Origin of the sequence: Solobacterium moorei, from assembly GCF_036323475.1 — a bacterium.
Lineage (GTDB): Bacteria > Bacillota_I > Bacilli_A > Erysipelotrichales > Erysipelotrichaceae > Bulleidia > Bulleidia moorei.
On sequence record NZ_AP028934.1, the window covers coordinates 86,100 to 104,868 of the forward strand.

An 18,769-nucleotide genomic window follows, 5' to 3' on the forward strand; every position below is an offset into this window, starting at 1 on the left:
TTTAGGTAAAAAGAAAACTGTACTTTCTATTATAGAAAAACAGAAAGTGCAGTGAGAAAGAAACCTACAAATATAAACCAACCTAATATATATCCTTTTAAATAATGCTTACATAACGCAATATATTCACGAATCATTGCGCTTGGCCAGAAGTAGAATGCGATAGGAGCACCGATACCGATTGCTGGAATATCTAATGAGCGACAAAGCAGAAGTGCACGATAGACATGGAAGTTGGAAGTAACTACTGCAATACGCATTCGACCGCCTCTACGCTTGATGATTTCATACGAATTACGCATATTTTGGAATGTATTAACACTCTTATCTTCCATAATAATTTGATGATTTTTAATCCCTTTATCGATTAGATATGTACGCATGGCTTCGGCTTCAGATACTTTTTCATCAGAGCCTTGGCCACCAGAAACAACGATATAACAGGATGATACGGATTTATTAAATACGCGAATCGCTTTATCGAGACGATTGGCAAGAAGCTTCGTTGGTCTTAATCCATCGATTAAGCCAGCACCTAGGACAACAACGTAGTCAAAATCAACATGTCGAGGAAGTAGCTGGATAAACATGGAATAGAACATGAATGCTACAAATACAAGTGAGATATATAAGACACTGAATCCAAACCCCATTTTAAGCATAGTAGAGAAATCTTGTATTAAATGAGTCGAGTGATCCATAAGATTGTTTGTGGCAGTAATCAAAGATGTAAATAAATAAAATTCACCAGCAAGAATAAAGATGCCAAACGCTATGGATAGAAAACTTGTAATATGGAATCCTTCCTTTAGAAGCATCTGTACACTGTTCACCATCAATAAGAATGGAATGATGAATATCAAGAACATAAATGTAGTAATAAATATAATTGAGTATATTGTTGCAATTTTAAAGACAGCTGAATATTTTACCGACCAGACAAAGAGTGCCATCAATAATATTAATAGGAACACGGCATTTCGAAAGCGTCTAGAATCCTTGAAGAAGGAGTATAAGAATATCGCAAGTGTGACGATCACCATAAATTCTGATGAAAGGATATAATGCATGAGTTTAAACATGGGAAAATAATATCATAAAATGTTCATTATGAGGAAATTGTCAGGAATAAATATAAGTATTTATGAAACAATATTTCGAAGACTACAAGAAAAATAAATAGGATTTAATTAGATATGCCAGTATTGTACTTTTAAGGTTTCTAGAAGTACGCTATAATCAAATAAACCGTTGATCGGAAATAGTACTACAATATACCGGCATAAGAGAGAAGCGTATTTGGTGAGAGTGCTTTGGCAAATGGTGTTGATGGGAATGCGCCCGAGAGGGTCTTCTTGATATGTAGAGAAGAACGTTGCACTAATGTTATCAGTGAAATTCTAAAGAGTGGATACGCATAGCGTCTTTTTAAGAAAGACGCTTTTTTAACAGGAGGAAGAATATGATCAGACTGTATAATACAAAGACTTTACAAATCGAAGAGTTCAAACCAATTCATGAGGGACATGTAGACATGTATGTATGTGGACCAACTGTGTATAACTATGCACATATTGGTAATGCACGTCCAATGATTGTGTTTGATGTGTTGAAGCGTTTATTTGAAGCAGAAGGATATAGCGTTACGTATGTATCTAACTTCACAGATGTAGATGACAAGATTATTAAGAAAGCTGCTGAAGAAAATACAACCGAAGCTGTAATCGCACAGCGTTATATTGATGCTTATCAGGAGGTGCGTACTTTGCTCAATACAGAGCTTCCAGATATTACACCACGTGTTACAGAAACAATGGATAAGATTATTGATTTCATTGACCAACTTGTAAAGACAGGTCATGCCTATGAAGCAAATGGTGATGTATACTTCTCTGTTGAATCTGTACCTACCTATGGTGAGATATCTCATCAGCACATGGATCAACTAGAGGCTGGTGCACGTATCGAAACAAATGACCAAAAGAAAAATCCATATGACTTTGCGCTATGGAAGAAGACAGATATGGGTATCAAGTGGAATTCTCCATGGGGAGAAGGTCGCCCAGGTTGGCATACGGAATGTGTTGTAATGATCAACGATAATATTGGTGATTGCATTGACATTCACGGTGGTGGTATGGATTTGAAGTTCCCTCACCATGAAAATGAAGCTGCTCAACAGGAAGCTATGCATGGCAATACACTCGCAAATTATTGGGTACATAATGCCATGGTCAATATCGATGGGCAAAAGATGTCTAAGTCATTAGGTAATACGATGTGGGCAAAGGATGTTGTTTTATCTTTAGGTACAAACTTAACAAGATGGTTAGTATCCTCAGTACATTATCGTAAGGAATTAAACTTCTCTGATGAGACAATTGAAACTGCTCGTAAAGAATTAGATAAGGTGTTAACACCACTCAAGCAAGCGTATATCAAGGCTGCACTTGCGGATAATGCCATGGGTGATGACTATGATAAGGATTCTTATCGTGCATTCTTGGATTGCTTAGATGATGATATGAATACTCCAAATGCATACGCAGTGATCTTTGAGACAGTGAAAAAATTAAATCAGACACTACGTCAAAGAGAAATTGACTTTGCACAGGTAGCTCTTTACAGCAACGCTGTGGAAAAGATGTTGAATGTATTGGGGGTTGTTGTGGATAAACCAGTGATTGGTGAAGCAGAGAAAGAAGTATTTGCGAAGTGGAATCAAGCTAAGGCAGATAAAGACTTCGATACTGCAGATAAATATCGTAATGAATTAGCAGAAAAGGGCTTGTTGTGATGAATCCATTAGAATGTAATGGTAGAACACTAGCGTTTCTTGGGGATGCGGTTTGGTCTCTTGCAGTACGTGATTTCTTGGTTCAAGAGGGACAAGGAAAAGGAAAGATGTTACAAAAGCTCAGTATTTCCTATGTCTCTGCGAAATCACAGGCAAGATTTTATTCGTTTCTTCATGAAGAAAATTTCTTTACTGAAGAGGAGGAAGCGACGTATCGTCGTGGACGCAACGGTAATACAGGTAGTGTTCCAAACAATACAGATGTTGTGACATATCGTATGTCAACAGGATTCGAAGCGATCTTAGGTGCTTTATATCTTGAAAACAATCAAGAAAGAATAAGACAGATTTGGGACAAAGTACGGACACTTTAGGGAGGACTTCTATGGCACAATTTGTGTACGGGAAAAATGTTGTAAAACAGATGTTGATGGATAACTCCAAAGTCAAACAGATCTATATATCAGTAGACGATAGAGATGTAGAACAGTTGGCTCGCAAACAACGAGTACAACTGAAGAGGGTTGATAAGAAGACATTAACACAGATGACCAAGACAGACCGTCATCAAGGTGTTGTGGCTGAAGTCGATCCATATCGTCTATATAGTGTAGATGAAATCTTACAGGGTGTTTCTGAGAATGGAAAGGGTCTTATCATCATGCTTGATGAATTAGAAGATCCACATAACTTGGGAGCGATATTACGTACAGCTGATGCAATCGGTGCTACAGGTGTCATCTTTAAGAAGACCAACGCGGTTGGTTTAACAGCTACCGTTGCGAAGGTTAGTGCTGGCGCAATTGATACGGTGAAATGTGCTTCTGTTACCAATCTTTCCAGAACACTAGAAGACCTTCAGAAAAAAGGTTGGTGGGCTGTGGGAACAGATATGGATGGACAGGACTATCGTTCTGTAAAGTATGATTTCAATACAGTATTGATTATTGGAAATGAAGGTAAGGGTATCTCTAGACTGCTACGTGAGAAGTGTGACTTTGTGGTATCACTACCGATGAGAGGAAAGATTGAATCGTTGAATGCGGCGGTATCTGCTGGTATTCTAATGTATTCCATTTACAACATGCGTTTCCCACTATAGGGGGAGTGTTATATGGAGAAGGACAATCCGAGTGAACTATTATATATGTGTAGAATGGGTGATGTGCACGCACAATATCGCTTATTTGCCCAGTATGAAGGTTTACTCACATCGCTGGTAAATCAAACAATACAAGTATATCCACCAGTGAAGAACTATAAAGATGATTTATTACAGGAAGCACGTCTTGGTTTACTTGTTGCGATACATTGTTATCGAGAAGATAATCAAGCCAGCTTTAAAACCTTCTTGTGTATCATCGCAAAGAGAAGAGTTTGGAATGTTCTGCGACAACTTTCAACGATTGGACGAAATGAAGGTGCTGATGTACTGGCGTTAGATGCGATGATGAATGAGGATGAAACATTCTACGATATTGTGGAACAACCAAATAAGATGTTTAATCCAGAATATTACTATCAGTACGTCGATGCATTTAAACAAATGACACAAGGCATCATGTCATTATCACAGCGAGAGATAGATGTCATGCAATCTTGGTATAACGGGGATTGCTATGAAGAGGCAGCCCGCAATCAGAACTGTACTGTAAAGGCCTATGATGGAAGATTACAACGAGTTCGAGCCAAGATTAAAGATTATATCTATCATAATCAATAAGAAAACTTGACAGATAGTGTATGATAATAGAGGAAACTGAAACAGATATATTAAATGCATGTCAGCGATGAATGTCGATGGCATGCATTTTGCCATTTTATGGAAGATTTGAATATTCGCTCAAATGTGCGGCTATTGAATAATGTTTCAGCGTCATTAGACGAAGGAGGAAAAGTATGAAATTTAAAAAGTTAATGACATTTGCACTTGCGGCATTCATGCTTGCAGGTTGCGCTCCAAAACAACAGCAGAACACTACAAAGTTGAAAATCGTAGCTACAACATTCCCACAGTATGATTGGATTCGTGAGGTTATCGGGAAAGATAATAAAAATGTGGACTTACAATTATTGATGAAGAATGGTGGAGACTTGCATAGTTATCAACCGACGGCAGGTGATATCGCAAATATCTCTGATGCAAATCTATTCGTATACGTTGGTGGTGAGTCTGATGAATGGGTGGATGATGCATTAAAAGAAAAGACCAACAAAGATATGAAGGTTGTTAACATGATGCAGACACTAGGTGATGACATCGATGAAGAAGAGGAAGGCTTAGAAAAAGAAAGTGAAGACCATGATCACAATCATGATGATAAAGATCATGACCATGAAGAAATTGAATATGATGAACATGTTTGGTTATCACTCAAACGTGCACAGAAAATCGTAAAAGCAATTGCAGATGAATTGGTAGAACTAGATCCAACAAATGCCAAGAAGTACCAGGCAAATGCGGAAGCATATATCGCTAAGTTAGCTGCTTTAGATAAGTCTTATCAATCAACAGTTGGTACAGTCGAAAATAGGACATGGATCTTTGCGGATCGTATGCCATTCCACTATTTAGCAAAGGATTATGGTATTACGACATATGCGGCATTTAATGGTTGTTCAACAGAGACAAATGCTAGTTTTGCGACTATCGTCAGTCTAGCAAAATACGCAGATGAATTAGGCATCAAACATATTATGACAATTGAAGGCTCTGATAAGAAACTTGCAAAAGCAGTCATTGAAAACACAACAACTAAGAATCAAGATATACTAACATTGAATTCGCTACAGTCCGTTAGTCAATCAGATATTGACAAAGGCTTAACATACTATGGCGCAATGGAAGAGAATTTAAAGGTACTAGCACAAAGCTTTAACACGGAGGTTAAATAAGATGACGCATTTGATTACATGTAAAAATCTATCCGTTGGACATGAACGCAATAAAGTTGCGGGACCTTTTAGCTTGGAAATCAACAGTGGGGATTATTTATGTGTAATCGGCGAGAATGGATCTGGTAAATCCACATTCATGAAAACCATCTTAGGCTTAATCACTCCCATTGAAGGAAGCATTGAACATGATGATTCCTTCAACGCAAAAGAAATTGGTTATCTTGCGCAACAGACCCAAGTCCAAAAAGATTTCCCGTCTTCAGTTGAAGAAGTTGTTTTATCCGGTTTTGTTGGTCATCTAGGTCATCGCTGGTTCTATAACAAGAAAGAAAAAGAACTTGCAAAGGAGTACATGGCAAAGACGGGTGTCGATAAACTTGCGAAACATTGTTATCGTGATTTATCCGGCGGGCAACAACAGCGTACATTACTCGCAAGAGCACTCTGCGCTGCAGATAAGATGATTCTATTAGATGAACCTGCGGCAGGACTTGATCCAGAAGCGATGCAGTATATGTATGATTTAATTTCTAAACTAAACAAAGAAGGCATGACAATCGTGATGATTACACATGATGTGCCTGCAGTTGTGCAATATGCAAATCGCATCGTTCGCTTTGTGGATGGAACAGTGAAAGAAGTCTCCACAGATGAATATCGAAAGGCGGTGGAGAAATGCTAACTGAATTATTACGCTATCTAGAATATCCCTTCGTAAGATATGCCATCGTTGCGGCGATGTTAATATCCTTATGTTCTGCACTTGTGGGTGTTATCCTTGTATTAAAGAGATATTCCTATATCGGTGATGGATTGTCCCACGTTGCCTTTGGCGCAATGTCAATCGCACTCGTACTTGGGATGATTCAACAGAAGATGTATCTTGTCTTTCCGATTACAACAGTAGCTGCTATCCTAATTCTAAAATCGGGGCAAAATAAAAGAGTCCAAGGAGATGCGATCGTTGGTATGGTTTCTACCGGTGCACTCGCACTTGGGTATCTGGCAATGAATCTATTTCCACCAACCGCCAATATCAGTGGTGATGTATGTAGTACGCTCTTTGGTTCTACATCAATCCTTACACTCTCTAAAGCGGAGGTTTGGTTATGTGTTATCGCATCTATCACCGTTCTAATTATATTTGTGATGTTGTATCCAAAGATCTTCGCAGTAACGTTTGATGAAAACTTCTCCAAGGCAACTGGCCTAAAGGCTGATCAAATTAATTTAATCTTGGCAGTTATCATTGCGGTTATCGTTGTTCTGGCGATGAATCTTGTAGGCTCCTTATTGATTTCTGCACTAGTAATCTTTCCGGCACTATCGGTAATGCAGCTGTTTAAGAGCTTTAAAGCTGTATTGATTGGTGCGGCGATTCTATCAGAAATCTGTACGGTTACAGGTATGCTTGTGGCAATTCTTTGCAGTACACCTGTAGGTGCTACGATTGTTACAGTGGATATTATTGCGTTTATTATCTGTTGGTTGATTCGTGCAATGAAAGCGTAAGTAATTATGAAACATATCAAGAAGTTTATTCTAATCTTTCTAAGTGTGGGGATCATTACATTAGCTTTTCTATATACACATCAACCAAATGCAGTAAAACCAGAACAGAGTAAAGAAACCGAAGTGGATTACGACTTATCCGTGCTAAGTGGAAATGTTGTGTATTCGCAAGTATATGCGATGATGACAAATCCAGAAGAATATGTGGATAAAACATTTAAAATCTCAGGAGTCTTTGCGTTAGGCAAAGATAAGGATGGTAATACGATGTATGGTTGTATTATCAAAGATGCGTTGGGCTGTTGCCAACAGGGTATTCAATTCCAATGGGAAGGAAATCATAAATATCCAGATGATTATCCAGATTTAGGAACGACAATCACAGTCGTAGGAACCTTTAGTTATCAAAAGGATGGGAATATTGTTTCCTTATTATTAAAGAACGCAGAAATGAAGGTGGATTAAAAACCCACCTTTTAAAATACAAATGTTATTTTGTTTTATCTACCATTTGCTGGTAAATGTTATACAGTTTCTCTTTTTGATTTTCGGATAGTTGGTCATCTTTGTGAATATCATAATCATCCACTAAAGATACGTGGTAGGCTACCATTTTTCCATTCTTTACTGCAATTACATCTGGGACGAACATTCCTTTTTTACCATTGTCGTCTTCTTGGAAACTATCAGAAATATATTTTGAAAGATTCTTATAGCTTTCTTCTCTTTCTCTCTTTGTTTCTCCCATACCTTTGTTTGCATCAATATAATAAATTGAAATGTTATTATCTTTTGCGACGTCATTCAAAATAGGTACGGCTCGTTCACACCATGGGCAACCAACTTTACCATAGTATAGAATCCCTGAATATCCCTCTGTAAAAAACTTGATTGAGCTTTCAAATGTGATTTCCTTAAATGCAGGATTATCATCGATCAATAGTGAATACTCTTTTAAATCAGAATCTTTTTGATCAACATACTCTAAGTTTAATATCTCTGTAGTATTAGAATTTTGACTTTTTGGTGTGGGTTTGCAGCTAAATAAAAGTGCTGATGATATTAGAAGATAAACTAGCTTTCTGAAGTTATGCATAATACCTCCATGACTTAATTATTAATAAGTAACCTAAACATTAATGTAATTTGATATTAAATGTTTTGAATATGATATATCCAATCATGATTCCAATTGTATTGATCAAAATATCCACAACATCAAAGATTCATTGGGACTATGAAATGGATACAATTACACGATAGGAAGAAAAATGCACCCACCTTTAAGGTAATAAAAAAGAGACTTGACTTGTACCGACCCCCAAAAGTTAGGCCAAGAATCTAACGAATGGAGGTCGGTATTTTTATGACAAAACACAGTTTTGAATTCAAGAAAAAAATAGTTTTAGAATATTTGAATGGTAAAGGAGGAATTCTATATCTTTCTAAAAAATATGGATTAGGCTCTAAATCCCAGCTACACAAATGGGTGAAAAACTATAAAGCATTTGGAAATGATGGTTTATTGCGCTCACGAGAAAATGAAGTTTATTCTTTCGAAATGAAACTTTCTATTGTAGAGTTGTATTTAACAAGTGAAATCACATATCAAGAGTTAGCTATACAGAATGGCATTAAGAACCCAGCTACGATTGGCAACTGGGTTAATCGCTTTCGTATAGCAGGTCCTGATGCGTTAAAATCACGCCGAAAGGGTCGAAGGAAAGCTATGGATAAGACAGATAGAAAGACTCAAAACAAACTCATGGAAGAAGCTTCTGTTAATACAAGTGTAGAACATATAAAGAAATTAGAAGATGAACTTCTTCGGTTAAGAATAGAGAATGCATTTTTAAAAGAACTGAGGAGGCTGCGTTTAGAGGACGAGGAAAAAATGAGAGAATGGCACTCGTCATCAACAGTCTCCGACAAAAGTTCAAACTAAAAGACCTTCTCTCTTATACCGGAATGCCAAAAGCGACATATATGTATTGGCAAAAGAGATTTGATAGAGAAAATCCTGATAAAAAGCTTGAAGAAAACATACAAGAAATTCGTATAAATAATAAGGATTATGGCTACCGTAGAATCGTTGGAGAACTTCGCAACAATGGATATACCATTAATAAAAAGAAAGTACAGAGAATCATACAAAAGCTTCACTTACAGGTAACGTCTTATACTCGCAAAAGCAGAAAATACAGTTCTTATAGAGGAACAGTTGGAAGAGTTGCGCCTAATAGAATTCACAGACGCTTCAAGACACATATACCGCATCAGAAAATAACAACTGATACAACTGAATTCAAGTATTATGAAGTCGATAAAAAGGGTCATATGACAATACATAAGCTTTATCTAGATCCATTTATGGATATGTGTAGTGGTGAGATACTTAGTTACGAAATTGGTAAGAGACCTTCTGCAGAAAACGTGATGAATGCCTTGGAGAAAGCTATTACAATCACTACAGACTGCCCATATAGAAGAACATTTCATTCTGATCAAGGATGGGCATATCAGATGAACGCTTATACACGTAGATTAAAAGAAGAAAGAATCTTCCAGAGTATGTCTCGAAAAGGAAACTGCCTTGATAACTCAGTTATGGAAAATTTCTTTGGACTGATTAAACAAGAAATATACTATGGAGTCATGTACTATAGTTTCGATGAACTGAAGTTAAAAATAGAAAGATTTATAAATTATTACAATGAGCAGCGAATAAAAGAAAAGTTAGGATGGATGAGTCCTGTTCAATACAGACAACATCTTCTAGCTTCATAAAAAAGAGATGACCAAAGTCATCTCGTAAAAAGTCTAACTTTAGGGGGTCACCTCAACTAAAGTCTCTTAAAATATTTATTAATTATTAAGAGAGTATGATAAAAAGTCTGTAAATAAGTATTAATAAAAACCACTAGTTGAACTAGTGGTTTTTATTGGCACTTTAAAATCTCATGGGGTTGGGGATAGGCTATAAACTTTTGTGGGCGCGAAAAATCATCGTGCTCATTTTTTGTGGGGAGACCAAAATATAATAAAACCTCCATGCTATTATCTTCTTGTCTGGAGAATCAAATAGAAATGGAGGTAGCCCTATATGGCTATTCATGATTTTATCACGTCAACCTTAAATCTAACATCAGATTCAATTCAAGAAATCGATGCGATACGTAAGGAAGACCGTCTTTTTGTATATATCACACTGGTAAACCAACACCCAACCTGTCCTTACAGTGGTGGCCCTACAGTCTCTAAGGGTTATATTCATAGAACTTATAATCACCTTCCTTTAGGTGATACACCTTCTTCTATTCATTGGAAGCGTAGACGTTATACTTGTAAGGATTGTTTTAAAACATTTTGTGAAGAAAATCCTTTTGGGCCTGAATATTTCCATCAAACCTATGCTGTACTGTATAAGATTGCTGCTGACTTTCAAAATCTACATCTATCCTATAAAGATATTGCCGAAAGGTATAATACCTCGGTTACTACTGTCCAACTATATGCCGACAGTTTCATTCAAGTCCCAAGGTTAACTCTACCGATCAATCTAGGAATTGATGAGCTTCATTCTAATATGGCCAAATATGGTGGTTCATATCTATGTTCTTTTGTAGATAATGATGCTCGCGTTCTTAATGAATTATTACCCGATCGTTCAAAACGAACATTATCAGCACATCTCGAGAAGATACCTCTAGAAGAAAGAAAACGTGTCTTATATGTAACCATAGATATGTGGGAACCTTATAAACAAGTCTCTCTCAAATACTTTCCAAACTGTAAGATATCCGTCGATCCTTTCCATGTAGTCAAACATCTTTCTGATGGTTTTACTACATTACGTGTATCTTTAATGAACCAGGTTCCTAAAGAAAGTCCTGCTTACTATCTGCTCAAGCACTTTCACCACCTCTTGGAAACAGATTGCTTTCTGGATAACGAACCTAAATATAATCATTTCTTTCGTCAGAAGATGAACTATCGAGATCTATATGACGCACTTCTCAATCTCAACCCGATACTCAAAAAGGCCTATGGGTTAAAGGAAGATTATAGATATTTTAATAGAAATTCTACTTATCCAGAATGTATTGAAGAACTCACAGATTTAATTAGGTATTTTAAAGAATCTAGACTAGTATGTTATAGCGAGTTCATTAATCTATTGGAAAATTGGTTTGAAGAAATATGCAATTCATTTCAAAGACCAACAGAAGATAGAAAACAGTCTAATGCACTCGCTGAGAGCCTTAATCAAAAGATGCGAGAATTTATTATGATATCAAATGGTCTCAGTAATTTCGAAAGATTCAGAGCACGTGTAATTTATGCACTAAACTACAGGATTGGCTTCTCATTGACATCAAACATTCAAGCATACAATCGTAAACAGAAAAAATAATAAATATATTGTTACCCTCCAGACAAAAAGACAATCCCGTAGAGAATCACTCTTTGGAATTGTCTTTTATAAAATCTATCCCCATGGGATTTTATTGCGTGTTTTTTGAAAACCCCACGCTATTTTAAATTACCTTTTTATTTTACATATAGTCGCCCCTCAGATTGTCCCCTAATTAATTTTGGATAATTTTAGGTCAGCCCCTCATTGTTGTTGGGAAAACCCTCAAAAATTTTGGATGCCCCGTAAAAAGTCCTCCGACAACAATAATAAAATCTATATTTATTGTGTGTTTTATTTAATTTTAAAGTATGTTTATTTAATAGTTATTATCATTTCTTCTGCTACTTTATATATTTTTTGCGTATATATCCAATAAGTAACAGCAAAGAACCTGATATTAACACAAGCCACCCATATAAAGATAAATTCATTCCATCTCCTGTTTTTGGTAATTCTTTATTTGGTTTTTCAGGCGGTACATTTGGTGTTCTAACATTAGTTACTACATAACCGTCTTGAGCTGTTCCTGTAACAACACTTGTATAACCATTTCCTACAGCTTCTTCCTTGACTGTGTATTCAATCTTTTTGCCTGCCTTGTATTCATCAAGGTCTGTGAAAGTTCCTGTCCAGTTGTTTGCCTTTGTTAAAGTTAATATCTTTCCACTTACTTCTTTTCCATCGGCTAGTAACTTGATTTTTACACTGTTTGGTCTTTTTCCGTCTTGGTTATTTCCATCTTCCCAAGCCTTTGTTACCTGTATACTTGTCTTTTCGGGTGTGTAAGAGTTCTTTACATCATATCCGTTGATTTCAGTTGAGTATCCTTCTACTGCTTCTTCTGAAATGGTATAGGTTATTTCTTGTCCGTTTTCGTACTTATCAAGTCCTTCAAACTTCCATTTCCAATCATCTGACTTCTTAACAACCTTTGAATCTATCTTTGTTCCGTTCTTTAACAGATTGATTGTGATTTCTTCAGGTCTCTTTCCGTCTTGATTGTTTTTATCATTCCAAGTCTTTTTACCTTCTACTTTTATCTTTTCAGGTTCTCTTGTATTTGTTACCTTATAGCCTTCTTTCATACTTCCTGTAACAACACTTACATAACCTTTTCCGACAGAGTCTTCTTTGATTGTATACTCAATCTTTTTTCCGTCCTTATACTCATCAAGGTCTGTAAACGATCCTGTCCAGTTATTTTCCTTTGTTAAAGTTAATATCTTTCCGCTTACTTCTTTTCCATCGGCTAGTAACTTGATTTTTACACTGTTTGGTCTTTTTCTGTCTTGGTTATTTCCATCTTTCCAAGCCTTTGTTATCTGTATACTTGTCTTTTCGGGTGTGTAAGAGTTCTTTACATCATATCCGTTGATTTCAGTTGAGTATCCTTCTACTGCTTCTTCTGAAATGGTATAGGTTATTTCTTGTCCGTTTTCGTACTTATCAAGTCCTTCAAACTTCCATTTCCAATCATCTGACTTCTTAACAACCTTTGAATCTATCTTTGTTCCGTTCTTTAACAGATTGATTGTGATTTCTTCAGGTCTCTTTCCGTCTTGATTGTTTTTATCATTCCAAGTCTTTTTACCTTCTACTTTTATCTTTTCAGGTTCTCTTGTATTTGTTACCTTATAGCCTTCTTTCATACTTCCGGTAATTACACTTACATAACCTTTTCCGACAGAGTCTTCTTTGATTGTATACTCAATCTTTTTTCCGTCCTTATACTCATCAAGGTCTGTAAACGATCCTGTCCAGTTGTTTGCCTTTGTTAAAGTTAATGTCTTTCCACTTACTTCTTTTCCATCGGCTAGTAACTTGATTTTTACACTGTTTGGTCTTTTCCCGTCTTGGTTATTTCCATCTTTCCAAGCCTTTGTTACCTGTATACTTGTCTTTTCGGGTATTCTAGTGTTAGTAACTATAAATCCATCTTTAGCTGTTCCTGTGATTTTCCCAGTATACCCATCTACTTTAACTTCCTTTATAGAGTAAGTTATATCTTTTTCACCCGCTTTAGTAGGTAAATCAGTAAAAGTTGTTTTCCAATTGTTTTCTTCACTTAATTGTCTATTCTCGATTTCATATTCTTTATTTTCGATATTGGCAATTAATTTAACCGTAACTGATTCCGGGTGCTTTTGATTAACGTTATTATCATCTATCCATTTCTTTTCTACCGACACACTTGTCGTTCCTTCTGTACCTATAGTAACAGTACCATTGCTACCAATACCTCCACCTCGGGTATTTGATTTGTTGCCACTAATTAATACTTTTTCGAGATTTGAAGTTAATTCATTACCTTTTTCATCTGTGTGTAAAGCTATATATTCATTATTCTTACTTAGAATACCTTTATGCTTACTTTCAGCTAAAGGAGAATTGTCCTTATTTTTCCAATTGTATGCTACTCCTCCTAACATCCTTTTGGAAATATCATATTCTGGATCACCCCCATGAAGCCCTAGATACTTATTACATAAAATATAAATTTCATTAACATTTGATTCAGTCTTATTTCCATATATAGCAGCACCATTTGTCACATAAATTTTAGTTTTTGATATTGGACAAGAAGCATATCCCGCTCCCTCATATTTGGATTCATTGTCAGTAATTACTACATTAGTTAAATAAAGCTCACCGTTAGCGCCTTGAACATTATAATTATTATTCGCACCATTTACATAAATTCCACCACCGCCGAACATTTTTTCGGTAACTCCACTGGCATCCATTTGGTTATTGGTAATTCTTCCTCCAGCAATATAAGCCTTGGAAGCACCCCCACTATAATACTTTGCTTGAACAAAAATTCCACCACCGGCTGAACCTGCTGTATTACCATCAATTGTTCCACCACTCATTTTTAAAATATTAGAAGCACCCCACTGATTAGAGCCGAGGCTTATTCCACCACCAATTTCGCCAGCATAATTATTTAATACCTTTGCGTCAGCGGACATATTTATAGTAGATCCCTCATTTGCGAGTATTCCACCACCAGCTGAATACTTTTGTTTACCATAATCGTAATCTATAACCAAATTCGATTTATTATTTTGAACAGTTCCACCGGAAAAATTCATTGTGGACCTATATAAATAAATTCCTCCACCATATGTTGCTTGATTGTTTTCAACGCTTCCACCAGTCATATTTATGGTTGCACTTGAAGCATTAACCGCGCCACCTCGTGTTGCAGTGTTCTGAATGTCCTTTATTTTGTTATTTCTTAATATAGCATTGTTACCAATATTCAGCTCTGATTTATCCTCAAGGCTTACAAGGGAATTTTCAATACCAATATTTTCGTCAGAATTTCCATCAATTGTTATATCAGTTAAGGTTGCATTTTTACCAGCTCCCACCTTAAACAAATATTTGTTGAAGTCTTTTCCTCTTAGTATTTTTGCATTTGTTCCAGCTAGAGATATATCCCCCGCAATAGGTGTTGTTCCAACTACGATAATTCTCTTTATTTTCTGATTGTTAGTAGCTATTTCCTTTGCCCGAGCAAAAGATTTGACAGCTCTGCCCAATTTCCCGTCTAAGCTATCATCGCCTGAAACACCATCTAAATATACATTGTTCCTTTCAGGATCAGCTTCGCCAATTTTAATTTCTTTTACAGTAATCAATTTTGCATCTTCGATTGAACCTGTATATGTTGCCTTTGGTGCAAGTCTTGGAATTTTCAGAATCATTTTTCCATCGGCTTTTTTAAGATATAAATCATAATGAAGTAGATATGGCTCCACCGGATTTCCGTCATCTTTATTATAATATTCTACTTCTACCTTGTTGTATGGAATCTTTATATCTTCAAAGGATATATTTCCATCCCAGTTGTAGCTCTCTGCCGTATATGTCATATTTTTTACAACTGTATTTGCTTCTCCCTCTATATGAAGCTCATGCTCAACAAGAAAATCTTTTAATGCCCATTCATCTCGGTCAAAAACCTTTTGTTCAGGGTCATTCATCCAATAATTTGTGTATGTTGCAAATATGCTATCAAAATCGGAAAAATCAGGACGAAACAATCTGAGATTAAGACTGTATTCATTATCCTCAGAATTGTTTTCACCTTGATCATCTGCAAATGCTGTATATCCTGAAAGCAGCTGCCCTAAAAATAGCAGTGACACCAACATGATAGGTAAAAGTAATTTAATTTTTCTCTTTCTTTTAACCATAATTGCCTCTTTTCCATTACATATCAACTCATTTAATGCAACTATACGAATATATTATATGAAAAACCTTATTTTGCAGAAGTGTGCTAATCCGCATATAATCTATATGTTATCTTTAGATAACATATGAATGATTACTTAAGCGGGTAACAGTGTCATCTAGTTTGGCGACTTCTGCACTGTTATCCACTTAAGTAACAGAGGTCGCCAAATGAAAAATAATAAATATCATTCTCATTCTAGGAGAAAAACACCTTGGGATGAGGAAGAAGAAGTTAGTGATGTAGCTTCTTTTGTTCGTGATGAATATAGAAGTCATTATTTCTATCATCACCGTCCTTTAAGTGAAACAGGAGATAGTAAACTGCTAAACAAGTTCATTCCTCAATCGTGCCCGTATTGCCATGGTAAGAAGTATAAGAGAAATGGTCATACCACATATGGTCTACAGAAATATAAATGCATTGACTGCAAGAGAAATTTTACGATTACAACAGGCACTATATTTCAAGACCATAAGCTTTCAATATCCGAATGGATTGAATACTTATTAAACCTATTTGGATATAGTTCGATCAATCTGAATTCCAGGATAAATAAGAACTCAGAAACCACTTCTAAATATTGGCTTGCAAAAATCTTCATGTTATTGAGTGATTATCAAAAGGATATCATTTTAAGTGACTGTGTCATGATAGATGAAACATATTATAGTGTCATCAAGAGTGATATCATCACAAAAGATAAGAAGAAACTAAGAGGTCTTTCAAAAAATAAATATTGTATTGGGATTGGGTGTGATGACCAATGTCTGTATTGCAAATTAGAAGGAAAGGCCAAGACATCGGATACCAAAACGGTACAGGCATTTAAGGAACATATCAGACCATATTCACATTTGATTCATGACGATGAAAAATCACATCATGTCCTTGTGCAGGCATTACATCTTAAAAGTGAATCATATAAATCGACATATCTATCTGAACTTAACGATAAAGATAATCCCTTAGATAAGATCAATCATTATTGTGATTTATTAAAGAAGTTTCTAAATGCCCATTCAGGATTCAACAGAGAAGAATTACAGGGATATCTGAATCTCTTCTCCTTTATGATGAATCCACCACATAACAAGCTAGAGAAGGTTGAGATTCTATTAAAGTTTGCGCTAAATTACCGCAAAACAATGACTTTTAGAGGCTACTATATGAAGAATCCCTATTAAAATGGGGATTTGGTAGCACACTTCTGCAAAATAAGGTTTATATGAAATAAATCGGGAGTTTTACAGTTGTAATTTAACAAGATAATGAATAAACCCTTTATTGATGGTGGATATCCATCTTTTCTATTATGAAATCAGGAATAATCTAGTCCTGATTTCAGAGAAAAAACTTCAGAAGAAGAATATGATATAGAGGTCAGGGACACTAGAATGTTTCTGGCCTTTCTCGTACAGGCATGTATGGGAATTGGTCTGGGTAAAGTGAGAACGTACCTTCTTTTAGACCAGTGATATCATTGAGTCCGTAATAAAAAGCGTTCTGCTTCCCTCCTATATTCTTAGGCTGCTTTATCAAGATGACAATCCAGGAAACAGTTAGATATGTCGTATATAAGCCAGAAAAATAGTCGGATGTGGGGATGGGGAAGTTTACCAAGACATTATGCATATCAGAAAGAAAGGAGTATTCCATCATGGAAGGACCAATCATTACAGTGGATGTATCAAAGGGTTCCTGTCACTACCAGCCCTTCATAGAGAATGGACATCCAATGCGAAAACCAAAGCAGCTTTCAGCTACGATCGATGGTTTCCAGAAATTAGGGCAAACTATCAAAGACCTTGAAGCTAAGACAGAACGAGAAGATATACCAGTTATCTTTGAGGCTACAGGTGTCTATCATCGACCACTACAAAAATATCTTGAAGACCACAAGATAAGGTACTACATCATTTCTCCATTATTATCTGCGACCTATCGCAAGACCTCCCTACATAGTAATAAGACAGACGCATTAGACTGTGCACATATCGCAAAAGCGTACTATTGTGAGAAGGAACTAAGACAATATCAAGCACAACCACAAGAGTACAAAAGACTCTATCAATTGAGCCGTATATATGAAAGTGAGTTGGTTCATCTTCGGAAACGCAAAGTGAGTTTGAGATCCATGCTGGATATCATATATCCAAGGATTGATAAGACCTTTAAAGGGAATCAAAATCTGTATGATCCACTCCCAATGGAGATATTAAAAAGATATCCTCATCCATCCTTACTATTGGGCCATAGAGAGGATACCATCGTTAAGACCGTTGGGCATCGTACAGGTCATTTAAAAGGATATACAGAAAGAATCGTACATAAGATCTACGAGAAGGCAAAGGAGTGCTATTCAGGATGTGATATCGATGATATAGAAGTAGTCAAGTTGCCAAGCTTGATAGAGAACGTGCAGGAACAGAAGAAAAAATGCGATTCACTATTGAAGGAAATGATAGAGATAGCACGAACATGTCCTTATTTTGCATCTGTTGTTAGTATTGTTGGAATCGGAGAGAATCTGGCAGCCCGTATCATAGCAGAGCTTGGAGATGTAAGCCGATTTGATAACAGAGCGGCTATCGTGGCATATGCAGGCTTGAATCCAAAGATACAACAATCCGGAGATATTGATGGACTGCATTTCAAGATATCAAAGAAAGGCAATAAGCATTTGCGATGCCTTTTATACCTTGGTGCACAATGTAATTATCGATTGCGCAAAGAAGATCCACTATATGAATTCACCAAAAAGAAAAGACAGCAGACCCAATGCCCATTGTCGTCTAAAGCTGCCTATACTGCTAGTGCTCATAAATTACTGGTCATAATCTATAGCCTATGTAAGAATGGTACTCTATATCATTCTTAGCAACAGTATAAACCTAAT

General features: G+C 36.2%; 15 protein-coding genes. 12 read left to right on the forward strand and 3 right to left on the reverse strand.

What is annotated here, in order from left to right; all coding sequences use genetic code 11:
* Positions 1–29: 29 nt before the first annotated feature.
* Positions 30–818, reverse strand: coding sequence for a YdcF family protein (locus RGT18_RS00430; RefSeq protein ID WP_338174668.1), 789 nt, complete (start codon positions 816–818; stop codon positions 30–32).
* A gap of 644 nt (positions 819–1,462) precedes the next feature.
* Between RGT18_RS00430 and cysS the strand changes: the two genes are divergently transcribed.
* The 8 genes from cysS to RGT18_RS00470 all read left to right on the forward strand — a co-directional run bounded on the left by cysS (position 1,463) and on the right by RGT18_RS00470 (position 7,672).
* Positions 1,463–2,797 carry a cysteine--tRNA ligase gene (gene cysS, locus RGT18_RS00435; protein WP_211220327.1) on the forward strand — a complete coding sequence of 445 codons (1,335 nt, stop codon included), beginning with the start codon at positions 1,463–1,465 and terminating at the stop codon, positions 2,795–2,797.
* Entirely contained in the window at positions 2,797–3,171 is a 375-nt protein-coding gene (locus tag RGT18_RS00440; protein ID WP_028078703.1) for a Mini-ribonuclease 3, read from the forward strand. Before cysS ends, RGT18_RS00440 begins: the two co-directional genes overlap by 1 nt.
* Positions 3,172–3,182: 11 nt before the next feature.
* Positions 3,183–3,899 carry a 23S rRNA (guanosine(2251)-2'-O)-methyltransferase RlmB gene (gene rlmB / locus RGT18_RS00445; protein WP_028078702.1) on the forward strand — a complete coding sequence of 239 codons (717 nt, stop codon included), beginning with the start codon at positions 3,183–3,185 and terminating at the stop codon, positions 3,897–3,899.
* 12 nt (positions 3,900–3,911) lie between these two features.
* A complete protein-coding gene (locus tag RGT18_RS00450; protein ID WP_028078701.1) occupies positions 3,912–4,520 on the forward strand; it encodes a sigma factor in 609 nt (202 codons plus the stop codon).
* Between the two features lie 176 nt (positions 4,521–4,696).
* Positions 4,697–5,692, forward strand: coding sequence for a metal ABC transporter substrate-binding protein (locus RGT18_RS00455; RefSeq protein WP_028078700.1), 996 nt, complete (start codon positions 4,697–4,699; stop codon positions 5,690–5,692).
* A 1-nt stretch (position 5,693) separates the two neighbouring features.
* Complete coding sequence (locus RGT18_RS00460) at positions 5,694–6,377, forward strand: metal ABC transporter ATP-binding protein (RefSeq protein ID WP_006525763.1); 684 nt, start codon at positions 5,694–5,696, stop codon at positions 6,375–6,377.
* Positions 6,371–7,207: a metal ABC transporter permease gene (locus tag RGT18_RS00465; protein WP_006525764.1), complete on the forward strand. Its 837-nt coding sequence runs from the start codon at positions 6,371–6,373 to the stop codon at positions 7,205–7,207. Before RGT18_RS00460 ends, RGT18_RS00465 begins: the two co-directional genes overlap by 7 nt.
* A 6-nt stretch (positions 7,208–7,213) precedes the next feature.
* Entirely contained in the window at positions 7,214–7,672 is a 459-nt protein-coding gene (locus RGT18_RS00470) for a hypothetical protein (protein WP_006525765.1), read from the forward strand.
* 25 nt (positions 7,673–7,697) lie between these two features.
* Here RGT18_RS00470 and RGT18_RS00475 read toward each other — a convergent pair whose 3' ends face one another.
* Positions 7,698–8,303 carry a hypothetical protein gene (locus tag RGT18_RS00475; protein WP_028078699.1) on the reverse strand — a complete coding sequence of 202 codons (606 nt, stop codon included), beginning with the start codon at positions 8,301–8,303 and terminating at the stop codon, positions 7,698–7,700.
* Positions 8,304–8,573: 270 nt separating this feature from the next.
* Between RGT18_RS00475 and RGT18_RS00480 the strand changes: the two genes are divergently transcribed.
* Positions 8,574–9,994, forward strand: a protein-coding gene (locus RGT18_RS00480) for an IS3 family transposase (protein ID WP_338174676.1) whose coding sequence is annotated in 2 segments (ribosomal slippage) — positions 8,574–9,060 and positions 9,060–9,994 — 1,422 coding nt in all. Because the reading frame shifts where the segments join, the coding sequence is not laid out codon by codon here.
* Between the two features lie 316 nt (positions 9,995–10,310).
* A complete protein-coding gene (locus RGT18_RS00485) occupies positions 10,311–11,621 on the forward strand; it encodes an ISL3 family transposase (protein ID WP_338174678.1) in 1,311 nt (436 codons plus the stop codon).
* A gap of 344 nt (positions 11,622–11,965) precedes the next feature.
* Here RGT18_RS00485 and RGT18_RS00490 read toward each other — a convergent pair whose 3' ends face one another.
* The gene (locus RGT18_RS00490; protein ID WP_338174680.1) at positions 11,966–15,829 is read right to left on the reverse strand and encodes a Cna B-type domain-containing protein; all 3,864 of its coding nucleotides are present in this window, start codon (positions 15,827–15,829) and stop codon (positions 11,966–11,968) included.
* Positions 15,830–16,040: 211 nt separating this feature from the next.
* Between RGT18_RS00490 and RGT18_RS00495 the strand changes: the two genes are divergently transcribed.
* Together RGT18_RS00495 and RGT18_RS00500 are read left to right on the forward strand one after the other, a co-directional pair.
* Positions 16,041–17,057, forward strand: a complete 1,017-nt coding sequence (locus RGT18_RS00495; RefSeq protein ID WP_028078936.1) for an IS1/IS1595 family N-terminal zinc-binding domain-containing protein — start codon at positions 16,041–16,043, stop codon at positions 17,055–17,057.
* A gap of 419 nt (positions 17,058–17,476) precedes the next feature.
* On the forward strand, positions 17,477–18,751 hold the full coding sequence (locus RGT18_RS00500; protein ID WP_338174683.1) for an IS110 family RNA-guided transposase: 1,275 nt from the start codon (positions 17,477–17,479) through the stop codon (positions 18,749–18,751).
* The last annotated feature ends 18 nt before the right edge of the window (positions 18,752–18,769 follow it).

What these genes read in the sequence shown, in the direction of transcription:
- RGT18_RS00430 (WP_338174668.1), bottom strand. Translation starts at nt 818, where the DNA reads ATGCTTCTAAAGGAAGGATTCCATATTACAAGTTTTCTATCCATAGCG.
- cysS (WP_211220327.1), top strand. Translation starts at nt 1,463, where the DNA reads ATGATCAGACTGTATAATACAAAGACTTTACAAATCGAAGAGTTCAAA.
- RGT18_RS00440 (WP_028078703.1), top strand. Translation starts at nt 2,797, where the DNA reads ATGAATCCATTAGAATGTAATGGTAGAACACTAGCGTTTCTTGGGGAT.
- rlmB (WP_028078702.1), top strand. Translation starts at nt 3,183, where the DNA reads ATGGCACAATTTGTGTACGGGAAAAATGTTGTAAAACAGATGTTGATG.
- RGT18_RS00450 (WP_028078701.1), top strand. Translation starts at nt 3,912, where the DNA reads ATGGAGAAGGACAATCCGAGTGAACTATTATATATGTGTAGAATGGGT.
- RGT18_RS00455 (WP_028078700.1), top strand. Translation starts at nt 4,697, where the DNA reads ATGAAATTTAAAAAGTTAATGACATTTGCACTTGCGGCATTCATGCTT.
- RGT18_RS00460 (WP_006525763.1), top strand. Translation starts at nt 5,694, where the DNA reads ATGACGCATTTGATTACATGTAAAAATCTATCCGTTGGACATGAACGC.
- RGT18_RS00465 (WP_006525764.1), top strand. Translation starts at nt 6,371, where the DNA reads ATGCTAACTGAATTATTACGCTATCTAGAATATCCCTTCGTAAGATAT.
- RGT18_RS00470 (WP_006525765.1), top strand. Translation starts at nt 7,214, where the DNA reads ATGAAACATATCAAGAAGTTTATTCTAATCTTTCTAAGTGTGGGGATC.
- RGT18_RS00475 (WP_028078699.1), bottom strand. Translation starts at nt 8,303, where the DNA reads ATGCATAACTTCAGAAAGCTAGTTTATCTTCTAATATCATCAGCACTT.
- RGT18_RS00485 (WP_338174678.1), top strand. Translation starts at nt 10,311, where the DNA reads ATGGCTATTCATGATTTTATCACGTCAACCTTAAATCTAACATCAGAT.
- RGT18_RS00490 (WP_338174680.1), bottom strand. Translation starts at nt 15,829, where the DNA reads ATGGTTAAAAGAAAGAGAAAAATTAAATTACTTTTACCTATCATGTTG.
- RGT18_RS00495 (WP_028078936.1), top strand. Translation starts at nt 16,041, where the DNA reads ATGAAAAATAATAAATATCATTCTCATTCTAGGAGAAAAACACCTTGG.
- RGT18_RS00500 (WP_338174683.1), top strand. Translation starts at nt 17,477, where the DNA reads ATGGGGAAGTTTACCAAGACATTATGCATATCAGAAAGAAAGGAGTAT.